Below are 12397 nucleotides of genomic sequence, written 5' to 3'. Positions count from 1 at the left end.
AGGTCTCGTACAACGGAATTATTACATCTGACCTATAAAATTGATGGATTTTGTCATTTTAACCATAGAAAACATGGGGATCCATCAAAGAGCGATCCCCAGCACTGTTGATAGTTCTCTCTTTTTCTCGTTTAAATAGATTTGGTCAAGCTCCTTCAACTCGTATGAATCGAACTTTTCCATGCTGTAGATATACAGCTCCCAGATGCTCTTCTTCAAGGAATCGTCGGCTGATCTGCCGATTAACAAAAAAGCGTCGATGAGAGCAGTAAGAATGGAAAAATCCTGACTCCCATAATGGGCAATTTGATAAAAGGATAAATATAAGATATCCATCGTTCTCTTTTGCTTCCCGATAATCCTGGGCTGCATATCTTCATCATAATAAGCTATATACCGTCCGTTCGAACGGACCCGGCATAGATGGGACAAAGCCATGCCTAAATACGAAATACAGACTCTGGCAGTATTCGGGTCGTTAATTCCTGGTGATATGGCCCTCAAAGCAACCTCAACAATTTTCTGAAGCGCAAATTCAGGATCCTGGATCGATGACCGTTCTTTGCCCAGCCCTAAGTATTGATTCATAACGGCATCAATATCCTCATCGATCTCACCACTATGGTGGACTCTGAAGGCAATGCTGTCCTCTGTCAGAAAATCACCATTCAAAAAATTCGCTTCAACCCCAAGTGCGTTTTGGGATGCATATTTCAGTAGACCCTGATAGTCTGTCAGCTGGACATAACCGAATCCTTTGCATTTTACATCCCGGACAAATTCATAGGTGAATCCGGCATCTTTTCTGTCATCTATAACGTTCGTGTACTCACTTTCCAATGTATCTTCCTGTGTTCTAATCACCTTTAAAGCCCCCTCGGTGATCTCCCGGATCAGCGTGCTCACCTGAACGGAGGTTGCGACATTATGGATAAAATAGGCGAAGAATAAGAGACAAATGAACGCAATCACCACTCCAACCGTAGCTGAGATTACCTGACTCTCATACCACGTTTCACTCATGAACAGCAGCGACAGAATCGAGTAGACGAAACCGCCCATGAAAATTCCGAGGACCCTCATCGTTACAGGATCTTCGACGAAATTACTCAGTGTTCTCGGTGAAAATTGAGATGAATATGTAGTCAGTACAACCATGATCGTCGAAAAAGTGATCGTCGTCATCGTCAGCAGCGCTCCCGAAATCGAACCTAATATTGTCTGCGCCAACGAAACATTTGTCAGCAAAAATGATGGGACTACTCCCTGAGCAAGCTCATTGTGATCGATATATATCACGCCCAATGCCAGCAGGAATGCCAGTACACTATAAATAATCGGTCTCAGCCACATACTTGTCCTTATTCGTAAAACAATCTTTTTCACCAAACATAACAGCCCCTTAAGTTACCAACTCTTTCCTTACTTATTTAGACCATTTCGGGTGAGTTTAATCCTTTTTGTTCTTATCGCAGCGTATCTATTTCATTTTTTTTGATGAAAATCAGTTCATTATTTGGTGATCGTTTCCAGAAAAACAAAAACCTTGCCCACAACAGCAAGGTTCCCATTTGTTAATTCGCATACCCTACAAGTTCCATAAACCCTATTCCGTCCAGTGGCCTGCTCGTTCCATCAGCCAGCTTTTCTCTGCCGGTTACTTTGCATGCTCCTTCCCAAATAGCCTGTATTGGGCCAATGATCAGCATTTCCTGATTTGGGAATTCAGCTTCGACATGAAGCTCGATTCCGAAATCGGGAATGCGAATCTCCCATTCTACAGGATACCTGGCATTCGTTTTCAGGCTTTTCCAGTACTTTATTTTTTGAAAAGTTATGTTTCTCGTAAAATGGACCCTGCCATCCTCTTCAATAACATTAGCCATAGGGTTTCCAGGGGACATTTGATTAAGCAGCAGCTCACGCCCATCGCTGAGCATTAGTCCGAACCAGTCCCATCCGGCTCCTTTCACTAAAGAGTAATCACGTCCCCATTGATGGTCGAACCAGCCAGTGCCGCTTACATTTTCCGTCTTCGAATCCGTCTTTATCATTCCATTCACAGAATTCCTGGTAGTAGAATAATAGTACAAATCGTCCGGCTTTCCATCACCGCCTATCAGTGCGACAGGCTTCATTGGCGTGAATTCAAGTTCAATCTCTGAATTTTTCTCCTTTAAAATTGCATCAAATCCAAATGCTTCTTCCCCTTTGAAGCGAAGCCTGTGGCTCCCATAGAACAACTCAGGGGGATGCTGATTGATTTTCGCAGCCTCCAACATTGTATGCGGCGCAGGTATATCGCCCTTAAGCAATTTTTTATAGAGCCTCCAGATTCTTGTATCTGTCGGATGGAGCAAAAGATAGAAAGGCAGATATATAGCTACCATTGCAAGCTTCACCTTTGAATCGAAACTTGAAAAATTGTAACGTTTCTTGCTGTCCAGGTCGATCAATGTATGGATGATATAATGCCCTTTGCCTATCTCAAACTCGCCCACCCGGAAAAATGAAGCCATCACCGCATAACGGCCACCCTTATCACCGTTCAAAAAAGAGAAAAAATACCACCATTCAATATTGGAATCTCCATGTGGCCCTGCATCCTCTGGCAGTGAAATCCTGTCTAAATGTTCTTCATTCATCCCCGCATACACCTTCTTTTTTTAGTAAGGTATGCAAGAGACAATAAAAAAGCATCAAAGAAGCCTTTCCCTTCTTTGATGCTTTTCTTACCCTTCCATTATTTCTTTCAGTTTTCTCAGGTCCTTCATGTTGGCCTTTTTCATCATCGAAGCCATAAAAGGTGAAACCAGTTTTGAAAACCCTGTTGGCTCACCCTGGTTCCTCAGCGTCATCAGAGTTGTGTTTGAGTCAATTGCTTTCCATACATAAGTAGTCTTCATAGGAAATGGCCCTTCTGAGGTTTGCATCACCAATTTCATTCCTGGGACATACTCTACAATCTCATAAATATAAGCAAGTTCCCGGCCCAGGAATTTTGCTTTAAATGCAATCCTTGAACCAAGACTTAACGGTTTCTCTGTAAGCCATTCAGCAGAATCAATATTCACATACCATTCTGGAGCATTGTCAGGATTCGCTGCATATTCAGATGCCCTTTCGATCGGGCAATGGATTTTAGTTTCGGTGAGAACATCTACCACTTTATAATTCCTCCAATGTTTTTAGCTTCTCATTCATTATAATATAATCTGTGCTTGAGTCATCATCCAGCCTGACAGTGGAAACGGGACAAGGGTTGAAAATAAACCCACTGTAGAATATCCTAAAGGATATACTTCATATTTAAGGATGGGATTAACCTGCGTATCAATAAATTCATCAGCGAAACTGGTAAAACGTCAAGGCGCGGAGCGGATCGGCTTATTGAGGAAGGACGCGTGTCGATCAATGGGAAGGTTGCGAAAATCGGCAGCCAGGTCGAACCTGGAGATGTCGTCCGCCTGAATGGCGAAGAAATCAGGATGGCACAAAACTATGTATATATTGCTTTAAATAAACCTGTCGGGATTACAAGCACAACCGAAAGGCATGTGAAAGGCAATATCATCGACCTTGTCAATCACCCGCTAAGGATTTTCAATATTGGACGACTTGATAAGGATTCAGAAGGCTTGATTCTCCTAACAAATGACGGAGATATCGTGAATGAAATCCTCCGCGCCGAAAACAAGCATGAAAAGGAATACATTGTTTCTGTGGACAAGCCTATTACTCCAGAATTCGTCAAGGCAATGTCCGAAGGCGTAAGGATTTTGGGAACGAAAACACTGCCTGCAAAGGTGGTCCAACTATCGAAATACGAGTTCAATATCATCCTTACACAAGGATTGAACAGACAGATCCGCCGGATGTGCGAAACCCTTGGATATCAAGTTGTCAGGTTGCAGCGTATCAGAATCATGAACATCCATCTCGGGAACCTGCCGATTGGTCAATGGCGTGACTTGAATAAGAAAGAGAAAAGGCAGCTTTTCAGCGACTTGAATTACGAACCTAAGGAATGGTAAAAGGATGAGCGACTCCGCCTCATCCTCTTTGTTTTAGATTGATGCCGCTCTGGGCTGGTCTTCATCCCTCAGCAGCTTAAGGAACATTTTTTCACGGTAAAGGTAGAAAACGACCGCAAACAGGCTGAGTCCACACACGGCCAGAAGGAGCCACACCGGCAATTTTTCAAGCAGGAAGCCAAACAGGATGAATCCTGCAGGGGTCATGGCGCTTGATCCGGTTTCAAGGAGGGACATGACTCTTCCCCGATACTCGTCAGGCGTGTTTTTTTGCAGGAGTACCATCACTGGTGTATTGATGAACATGATGGAGGCTGACAGAATCAGAACCATACTCATCAAAAAGGCGAAGATGACTATGTTTGATAGTCCCATGAACAGTGGAATTGCCGGGAGCCCAATCATCATCAATACGGCTGAAAGCAGCACCATCCCCCCTGTGATGGAAAGCTCCTTCCTTCTGATTTCCTTCTTCGCTGACAGGATGAGCGCCATGACCATCATGCCGACGGAGAATGATCCTTCAATGATTCCAAGCTGGGTAGGGGACATTCCCCTGACTGTCAAAACCAAATAGGGCATGGCTACCGGAAAGACTGCAAACCAGAAGTTCAGCCAGACACTGAGGATCACCAGATGGAGGAGAAAGGGCTGTGCTTTGATATACGATATCCCCTGTTTCAAGTCTTCTGACATTCGGGTTGTTTTTTTGTCTTGCACTTTCTTTGAAAATAAGTTGTATTCTATGAGGATACTCGCAAAAGCTGCGAAGAGAAAAGTAAGTATGTTCAATGCCATGAAGAGGTGAATATGGATGATGCCAAAGAAGACTCCGCCAAGCACCGGCCCCAAAATAGCGGAAAGGGAAATCGCTGCCTGGTTCAGTGACATCGCTCTTTGCAGGTGGTCAGGTCCAACCATGTTGTAAATCGATGAGGTAACGGCGATGGAATAAAATGTACTGATGATGCTCAGTCCAGTTGTTGCCACATATAAAATCCAGATTTCCTGTGTAAAAAACAGGAAGGAAGCCAATATAATGCCAAGCCAGAAAGCACTCGCAAAGTTCGAGAAGATGATCATTTTTTTGCGGTCCAGGCGGTCACTTAGTGTACCCGCAACAGGAGCAAGCAAGATCCTTGGAAGCATGCTGAGTACCAGCGTAATCGCAAAATTCAGGCTTGAACCTGTTTCCGCCAGGATATACAGGCCGATTGCAAAAGCATAGATTGATGAACCAAGAACAGAGGTGACTTTCCCAACCAGGAACAAGACAAGATTTTTCTTAATTGCACTTTCCAATTAACTCTCCTCCTCTATCTCCTTTTTTAAGGAAAAATTCATTTCATATGACACTTTATCCTTTTCACTTTTCTCTGCCGACTTTTTAACATATTTCAAGAATAATAAATCAATATCGGCCTGCAGTTCCTTTTTGTCTTCCTCAGTCAAAGATACATATGTCGCCTGCCTAATTACTGACTCTGAATTCGGAACACCTTCCTCATTCTTCAAGTTAAAATGAGTTGCCTTCGAACGATAGTATTTCTCGATGATGCCCCTGTTTTCTTTCGTTTCTTCAAGCTCAAGAATCCCGCCATTGAACAGCTGCTGAATGTGGTAATGAATGCTGCCTGCTGTTTTACCAAGTTCATCTGCTACCTGCTTTGCGGTCATAGACTTCGTTGCAAGCAAATAAATGATTTTTACGCGCAAAGGGCTCGAAATTAATTTTTGCTGCTCCAGATTCACGTCCATTGTTTTCTTTATATAATCCACATTGCTTCACCTTCCAATATATTCATATGTTCTAATTCCATTTTACGTTCTAACTTTTTAGAATGCAATAAATTTTTAGAATAACATTCACTGATGAAACTAACATGGATGAATGAAGTATGGTGTAATAAACACATTACAAATAGTTGAATGGTTTTTTTTAGATGAATAAAAATAATACGATGAATTCATTAAGCGAAGATGAACTTACCACAATTTTGCTAGCTGCCAACGATATTATTATGTACGGCGGGAAGGGCCTGCTTGGCAAGATTCTCGCCGGTTCAAAAGATAAGAGGATTTATACAGCTGATCTCCACCATTCCCCTATGTACGGCGCATTCGCGGGCATAAAACAAAAGTAAGTCATGGAGAAGGTTGAATGGGTGATTTCCAATGGCTACCTTACAACAGACGAAAAGCTCTCCGTGCTTATGTATACAGACAAAGGCTGGGACTTGGTAAAAGACGAACTGGCAGACAGTATATACACTGAGTTAGAGCTGGCTGCTGAATTTGGGAGATATGAGTATGTGCATTTCATCCTTGACCAGCAACCTGAATTAAAAATGGATCTGCTTTATCTCATTGAAGAGAGAGACAGCAAGGAACTGATTGACATCCTTATAGAATGGCGGGAGCTAGAGGATTTCAAACCTATTCCAGAAAGAATCCGCGAAGTCATACAGAGACTGGACAGAGGTATCTCACGCAGCCCGCAGAACACAGATGAAACAGGCTCTTTTGAGGCAAATAAAAAATGGCTTATGATTCCTGCCGACATCCGCCAGATGCTCGTCCGGAACGTTTTTTGCGGACATTGCAGGGACACCGTGCAAATTGAGAAATATGTCATCAAGGGGTTCCGCGACAGCGTTGTGCTCGAAGGAAAATGCAAAAATTGCGGCAATGACGTAGTGCGAGTTATTGATTAAGGCATTCGCCGTAAATTTTCCGCACTTTTATAAAACATAGATATTACTGGTTCCTGTTTTGAAAGCCGAGTATCATTTTAGTATAAAGTCAACGCTGGCTACAAAATATATCATTCCCTCCCTCGTGGTGAGGGAATTGGAACTTAAAAACACGGTGGAATCTTTCCACCGTGTTTTTAGCCTTTAATATGTCACCCTGAATCGTGATATCCCTGATTTTTTTATATTCCTAAATCGGGAAATCATCAGTATATTCCTGAAATTATACCCTGTTTAATGTTTATCTTTATTTTCCCTTCTTACCTCATGCCTGCTGATATACACCCACATTGAAATATAAGTCAGGAATAGCAAAACGAGAAACACAGGTGCTGACAATACATTCTGTATCAACAAATTAAGCCACCTCTTTTACTTTAGGCTGTCCAGCGGGAATGGAAAAAACAAATAGAAAATAACCGCTAGCGGGATAGAAATGATCCATGCAGTCACAGGTTTCCGATAATGTATCCACAGGACCACGAATAAAATCAAATTCAGCCAGATGTTGTGCCAGCTGTTCCACCCATTGTCGTAAACAAACATCCCTCTATGCGCGAATAAAGCCTCAATGATTGTGTAAAAGGTTACCCATATGCCGACATAAATAAGCTGGTTCCTTCTTGTTGACGGAAACCGCTGCAGATAAATGATCAATCCGACCGGACAAATCAAAAATGTGAATGCAATGTTGATAATCGAGTGGTTTAGCCAATCAGCTGTTATTCCTCGGAATGCCCATAAAGTGTGATTATAGTAAAGTGTGTTGTACAGCAGGTTCACCATCATAAAAAATAGAATAGTTGAGTATTGCTTTTTCAATTGTGACCAATCAACAAATTTATAAGCGAAAAAAATCCAGACTGCTATCACCAATAACAGATACATGCTTCCCTCTCCCCGAAAATACTGATTTTATCAGTTATTTCCAGCCGAAGAGTTTTTATACAATTCAAAAAGACCTGATACAGAATAGTCAGGTCTCACTAAAAGGTTAGTTAGCTAGAAACAATAGAAAGGACTTTGAAAAGTTTTCTCTGCTTCCGATAAAGCTCTTGCGCTTCTTCAATGGTGATTCCAGCAAAGCGGATTTTTGTTCCAGGCATCGCCTGGGCAAGCAGAGGAAGATCGACAGAAATCACTGTGGCAATCCTTGCGTAGCCGCCTGTCGTCTGTCGTTCTGCCAGCAAAATGATTGGCTGCCCGTTAGAAGGTACCTGGATTCCTCCTGCCGGAATAGCATCAGAAATAATATCAGCTCCGTCAATGTGGTTAAGTTCTGGGCCTGCAAGGCGATAGCCCATCCTGTTTGACTGGGGTGATATCGTGTATTCATTTGATAAAAATCGCTTGATGGCATCAGGATGAAATTTTTCCAGATGAGGGCCGAGAATCACCCGTATTTCAATCTGGGCATGATATTCAGGAATAAAGTCTTTATGTAAAAAGCGATTTTTCCGGACAAAAGGCATTCCCTGTACAATATCTCCTGCATCTAGTGCCCGGCCATTAAAACCGCCCATCGTGCCATTGATAAATGTGGACTTGCTGCCTAGCACGAGCGGGACATCAATTCCACCGGCAAAGCCAATGTACGCCCTTGCCCCGCTTTCCACTTTACCGAATGACAGAATATCTCCTTTTCTAAAAACAAAGCTTTTCCACATCGATACTTTTTTCTTGTTCACCATTGGCTGCAGATTCCCGCCGCAAATGGCCATCGACACATCCTTCAATGCTCCAAGACTAGGTCCCATCATCGTAACTTCCAGCCCTGCTTCATAAAGAGGATTCCCGACCAGGAGATTGGCCATTTGCAAAGAATAGGAATCCAGCGCTCCAGAAGGACTGATGCCATACTGCTGATAACCTGTTCTGCCTAAATCCTGTACTGTTGTCTGCAGGCCCGGTTTTAAGACTTTTAACAAGGGTTCCGTCATGGAGAATCCCAACCTCTGCCGACTTCTATTCCTTCAGCCTTTAATGCCTCATTCAATTTAACTGCAAAGTCGAGTGCCCTAGGTTCATCTCCATGGATGCAAATTGTGTCTGCCTTGATTTCAATGTCTGTCCCGTCAACTGCCTCAACTCTTCCTTCACGTACCATCCGGATCACCCTGTTGATTGCTATTTCAGGATCGTGAATGATCGCGTTTGTATGTGAACGGGGCGTCAACGAGCCATCAGGCTGATAGGTTCGGTCAGCAAACACTTCTTCGGCCACCTGCAGGCCATGTTCCTTTCCAGCTTTCACTAGCGAGCTGCCTGCGAGACCGAATAAAACAAGAGCAGGATTGACATCTGCCACTGCACACGCAACAGCATCCGCGATTGATTTATCCTTCGCAGCCATATTGTACAGCGCGCCATGAGGTTTTACATGAACAACTTTTGTACCGCAAGCTTTTGTTGCTGCAGAAAGAGCGCCAATCTGGTAAACAGTCAGATTGTAGATCTCCTCAGCACTCAGCTTCATTTCTCTCCTGCCGAAACCATGCAGATCTGGAAAGCCAGGGTGTGCGCCAATCCTCACTCCATGTGCTTCTGCCATTTTCACCGTTTCCATCATGACATTATGGTCGCCTGCATGATAGCCGCAGGCGATGTTTGCAGAAGTAATATGCTTTAGCACTTCACTATCATTGCCAATTTTAAATAATCCGAAGCTTTCACCTAAATCACAGTTAAGATCAACAAACAACACTTCCCTCACCTCTTTTCTAACCTGTTTACCTGGTATGCATCGCCCACTTGTTTTATCGTTAAAAATTGCTCCTCACTGATTGGCACAAATTTAATATAATGACCAGAACTCAACAGGAACGGATTCTCCTTCTCCGGAGAAAACAAGGTAACAGGAGTCGTACCAATAATCCTCCATCCTGAAGGAACGTCTGCAGGATAAATCCCTGTTTGATTCCCGCCAATCCCGACAGCACCTGGCATCACATTTTGCCTTGGCATCTCAAGCCTCGGCACTGCCAGCTTTTCAGGCAAGCCTCCGAGATAAGGAAACCCAGGCATGAATCCCATCATATAGATGAGGTATTCCCTGTTTGCGTGAAGATTGATGACTTCCTGCTCTTCCAGGCCATGATAATCAGCGACATAAGCCAAATCCTGGCCGAATTCTCCGCCATAACAAACCGGGATTTCATAGACAAGCGGCCTGTCTGTTTTAGTTTGCCCCGGTGACATACCGAGTCTTTCAAGCTCTGCTTTTAGTGAATCATAAGGGATGATCTCAGGTTGATAATATATCGTCAGAGACGTATAGGCAGGAACCCATTCTATGATGCCTCTAATCTTTTCTTTTTCCAGTTTGCTGACGAAAAGCTGTATTTGCCTGTTCGTTTTTTCATTAATTTCATTACTGAATGACAAAACTACAGCTAAATCACCCAGCGGCGAGATTGCATACATCATTCTTTCTCTCCTTTAAAAAATGCCAGACATGTTACATCTGGCATCACCTTTTATTGTCGCACTCCAACCGTGACACACGTTTCAACAATTACCTTCAGTGCCTCGGCCATTGTTTCCTGGGGCAATGACGGCAGTGAGGGATTGATGGCTGACATTTTTGTCGATGCAGGAAAGTGGATAAATCCAGCCTTGATGTGCAGATTGTTTTTCCGGATATGATTTAAAACAGCATATAGGGTGTTATTGCAGATAAATGTACCGGCACTGTTTGACACAGCAGCAGGAATATCCATCTCCTTCAGATTCTTCTCAATCAGACGATTGGGCAGAGTAGCGAACAAGCCGTCGGGGCCATCCTCATCGATCATTTCATCTGTGGGGATCTGGCCTTTATTATCTGGGTAAGGATCACCTGAACCTGTATCCTTGATATTGATTCCGATCCGCTCCGGAGTAATCGCCGTCCTGCCTGCTGCCAGACCACAGGAAATCACCACATCAGGCTGGAAATCGTCCATCTTTCTAATCAACTCTTCCGCACACTCATCATAATTGACCGGCAAAAGGATTGTTGAGATTTCAACATTCTCTATCTCAAACTTCTCCGCTTCCAGCAACAATTCCTCAGTAGGATTAATCTTCATTTTGCCAAACGGCTCAAAGCCGGATATTAGAATTTTCATATAGAAGACCCCGTTTCTCGGTTTAAATTTAAATTGGATGTATTAAAAATTTTACTATAGTTAACTATAGATATATACCTTTTAAACTCGTAATATTGGTTTTAGTTTTAATATTCTAATAATAACAGGTGATCAAATGGAAATAGAATACGGCAAAGCAACGGAGCTTGAATTGCAAGAGATTTTTAGCATGGCGGGTGTGAATAGGGCCGAAGCTACGGGGATACAGGCAGATAATAACCAAGAAGAGATGATAGAAGCTTATAAGAATTCCCTAGACCAGGGTGCTTATTTTCTTGTTGCGCGAACTCAGAAGTCTTTGATTGGCTGGGTACTGGTGGACCGCAGCCTGGACTGGTTCACCCAGAAGGAGATCGGCTGGATCAGTGATGTTTATGTAAAACAGTTTTACAGGCAGAATGGTGTCGCAAAATCCTTGATTGAACAAAGCCTGGTAGAATTTAAGCACCTTGGATATAACGATGTCCGCCTGAATGTCTTTTCATTTAACGAGAAAGCAATTCGTTTATACGAAAAGCTAGGCTTCAAAGACGTCAGCAAATTCATGAGGGTTGAAATATAGGCAAAAATTACTCATCCAAATGTAAAGGAAACTAAGAAAATATAACTGAATAAATTTATAATTCCATTACTCTCTTCATACAGAAATGACACGGGCTCTAAACATTTCTCCGTTAATCTATCATTGTTACATAAATTATGCAGAGGAGATGGAGAAATGAAGAAAACATTAATCGGAACTGGAGTTGCCTTAACCCTCATGCTTAGCCCTTTCCAGCAGGCGTTTGCTGCTGAACCTACCACTGGTGAATTGAGGCAGTTTGACACTGTCGCCCACCGCGGGGCTGCAGGTTATGCACCAGAAAACACAATCGCTGCATTTGATAAGGGGCTGGAAATGAAGGCTGATTACATTGAAATCGATGTTCAGCGCAGCAAGGATGGTGAATTGGTTGTCATTCATGACACAACTGTTGATCGGACAACAGATGGCACTGGCAAAGTAGGCGACCTGACACTTGAAGAACTGCGAAGTCTGGATGCGGGTAGCTTTAAGGGTGAACAATTTGCTGGAGAAAAAATCCCTACCTTCGAAGAAATACTCGACCGTTACCATGGTAAAATCGGTATTTTGATAGAATTGAAGGCACCTCAGCTTTATCCCGGAATCGAAGAAACTGTGGCAGAGGAATTAAAGACGAGAAATCTGGATAAGCCGCAGAACGACAAGATTATTATCCAGTCCTTTAACTTTGAATCAATGCAAAAAATGGATGCCCTGCTACCGGAAGTTCCGATTGGTGTTTTAACCTATTCAAGTTCCCATACAACGGATGCTGCACTTCAGGAATTCGCAGCATACGCTGATTTCTTCAACCCAAGCTACGGACTCGTCACAATGGAACTGGTCGATAAGGTCCACAGTCTTGGAATGGAGATTCAGTCATGGACAGTACGAAGCCCTGAGGCAGCCCAATTC

The 12397-nt window shown here is 43.1% G+C and carries 15 protein-coding genes; 5 read left to right on the top strand and 10 right to left on the bottom strand.

What is annotated here, in order from left to right:
* Window positions 1-84: 84 nt before the first annotated feature.
* From CD004_RS03545 to CD004_RS03535, 3 genes are all read right to left on the bottom strand, one after another.
* On the bottom strand, window positions 85-1386 hold the full coding sequence (locus CD004_RS03545; protein WP_226678621.1) for a DUF2254 domain-containing protein: 1302 nt from the start codon (window positions 1384-1386) through the stop codon (window positions 85-87).
* A gap of 188 nt (window positions 1387-1574) precedes the next feature.
* Window positions 1575-2645, bottom strand: coding sequence for a lipocalin family protein (locus tag CD004_RS03540; RefSeq protein ID WP_102261513.1), 1071 nt, complete (start codon window positions 2643-2645; stop codon window positions 1575-1577).
* An 87-nt stretch (window positions 2646-2732) separates the two neighbouring features.
* Entirely contained in the window at window positions 2733-3167 is a 435-nt protein-coding gene (locus CD004_RS03535; RefSeq protein WP_102261512.1) for an SRPBCC family protein, read from the bottom strand.
* 129 nt (window positions 3168-3296) lie between these two features.
* Between CD004_RS03535 and rluF the strand changes: the two genes are divergently transcribed.
* Window positions 3297-4034, top strand: a complete 738-nt coding sequence (gene rluF, locus CD004_RS03530) for a 23S rRNA pseudouridine(2604) synthase RluF (protein ID WP_226678622.1) — start codon at window positions 3297-3299, stop codon at window positions 4032-4034.
* Between the two features lie 33 nt (window positions 4035-4067).
* On the opposite strand, the gene CD004_RS03525 is transcribed toward rluF, so the two are convergent.
* Together CD004_RS03525 and CD004_RS03520 are read right to left on the bottom strand one after the other, a co-directional pair.
* Complete coding sequence (locus tag CD004_RS03525; RefSeq protein ID WP_102261510.1) at window positions 4068-5336, bottom strand: MFS transporter; 1269 nt, start codon at window positions 5334-5336, stop codon at window positions 4068-4070.
* Window positions 5337-5813: an ArsR/SmtB family transcription factor gene (locus CD004_RS03520; protein WP_233434938.1), complete on the bottom strand. Its 477-nt coding sequence runs from the start codon at window positions 5811-5813 to the stop codon at window positions 5337-5339.
* A 164-nt stretch (window positions 5814-5977) separates the two neighbouring features.
* On the opposite strand from CD004_RS03520, the gene CD004_RS03515 reads away from it, so the two are divergent.
* Window positions 5978-6178 carry a hypothetical protein gene (locus tag CD004_RS03515; protein WP_102261509.1) on the top strand — a complete coding sequence of 67 codons (201 nt, stop codon included), beginning with the start codon at window positions 5978-5980 and terminating at the stop codon, window positions 6176-6178.
* A gap of 3 nt (window positions 6179-6181) precedes the next feature.
* On the top strand, window positions 6182-6748 hold the full coding sequence (locus CD004_RS03510; RefSeq protein WP_158651479.1) for a hypothetical protein: 567 nt from the start codon (window positions 6182-6184) through the stop codon (window positions 6746-6748).
* A gap of 411 nt (window positions 6749-7159) precedes the next feature.
* On the opposite strand, the gene CD004_RS03505 is transcribed toward CD004_RS03510, so the two are convergent.
* The 5 genes from CD004_RS03505 to CD004_RS03485 all read right to left on the bottom strand — a co-directional run bounded on the left by CD004_RS03505 (window position 7160) and on the right by CD004_RS03485 (window position 10896).
* Window positions 7160-7675 (bottom strand): CBO0543 family protein, encoded by a 516-nt coding sequence (locus CD004_RS03505; RefSeq protein WP_102261507.1) that lies wholly within the window; start codon window positions 7673-7675, stop codon window positions 7160-7162.
* 110 nt (window positions 7676-7785) lie between these two features.
* A complete protein-coding gene (locus CD004_RS03500; protein WP_102261506.1) occupies window positions 7786-8727 on the bottom strand; it encodes a 5-oxoprolinase subunit C family protein in 942 nt (313 codons plus the stop codon).
* Window positions 8724-9491 carry a 5-oxoprolinase subunit PxpA gene (locus CD004_RS03495; RefSeq protein ID WP_102261505.1) on the bottom strand — a complete coding sequence of 256 codons (768 nt, stop codon included), beginning with the start codon at window positions 9489-9491 and terminating at the stop codon, window positions 8724-8726. The genes CD004_RS03500 and CD004_RS03495 overlap by 4 nt, the downstream gene beginning before the upstream one ends.
* 5 nt (window positions 9492-9496) lie before the next feature.
* Entirely contained in the window at window positions 9497-10213 is a 717-nt protein-coding gene (pxpB, locus tag CD004_RS03490) for a 5-oxoprolinase subunit PxpB (protein ID WP_102261504.1), read from the bottom strand.
* Between the two features lie 50 nt (window positions 10214-10263).
* Entirely contained in the window at window positions 10264-10896 is a 633-nt protein-coding gene (locus CD004_RS03485; RefSeq protein WP_102261503.1) for a pyroglutamyl-peptidase I, read from the bottom strand.
* Between the two features lie 136 nt (window positions 10897-11032).
* Between CD004_RS03485 and CD004_RS03480 the strand changes: the two genes are divergently transcribed.
* Both CD004_RS03480 and CD004_RS03475 read left to right on the top strand, forming a co-directional pair.
* Window positions 11033-11479 carry a GNAT family N-acetyltransferase gene (locus CD004_RS03480; RefSeq protein WP_102261502.1) on the top strand — a complete coding sequence of 149 codons (447 nt, stop codon included), beginning with the start codon at window positions 11033-11035 and terminating at the stop codon, window positions 11477-11479.
* A 156-nt stretch (window positions 11480-11635) separates the two neighbouring features.
* On the top strand, window positions 11636-12397 hold a 762-nt coding region (locus tag CD004_RS03475; protein ID WP_102264975.1), incomplete at its 3' end, for a glycerophosphodiester phosphodiesterase.

Source organism: Mesobacillus jeotgali (assembly GCF_002874535.1).
In the GTDB taxonomy this organism is placed as follows: domain Bacteria; phylum Bacillota; class Bacilli; order Bacillales; family Cytobacillaceae; genus Mesobacillus; species Mesobacillus jeotgali.
The sequence above is the reverse complement of the archived record's forward strand: the minus strand, read 5'-3'. Positions and strand labels throughout refer to the sequence as shown.

Coding starts and splice junctions, on each gene's coding strand:
- CD004_RS03505 (WP_102261507.1), bottom strand. CDS start 7,675: ATGTATCTGTTATTGGTGATAGCAGTCTGGATTTTTTTCGCTTATAAA.
- CD004_RS03540 (WP_102261513.1), bottom strand. CDS start 2,645: ATGAATGAAGAACATTTAGACAGGATTTCACTGCCAGAGGATGCAGGG.
- CD004_RS03480 (WP_102261502.1), top strand. CDS start 11,033: ATGGAAATAGAATACGGCAAAGCAACGGAGCTTGAATTGCAAGAGATT.
- CD004_RS03515 (WP_102261509.1), top strand. CDS start 5,978: ATGAATAAAAATAATACGATGAATTCATTAAGCGAAGATGAACTTACC.
- pxpB (WP_102261504.1), bottom strand. CDS start 10,213: ATGATGTATGCAATCTCGCCGCTGGGTGATTTAGCTGTAGTTTTGTCA.
- CD004_RS03500 (WP_102261506.1), bottom strand. CDS start 8,727: ATGACGGAACCCTTGTTAAAAGTCTTAAAACCGGGCCTGCAGACAACA.
- CD004_RS03510 (WP_158651479.1), top strand. CDS start 6,182: ATGGAGAAGGTTGAATGGGTGATTTCCAATGGCTACCTTACAACAGAC.
- CD004_RS03485 (WP_102261503.1), bottom strand. CDS start 10,896: ATGAAAATTCTAATATCCGGCTTTGAGCCGTTTGGCAAAATGAAGATT.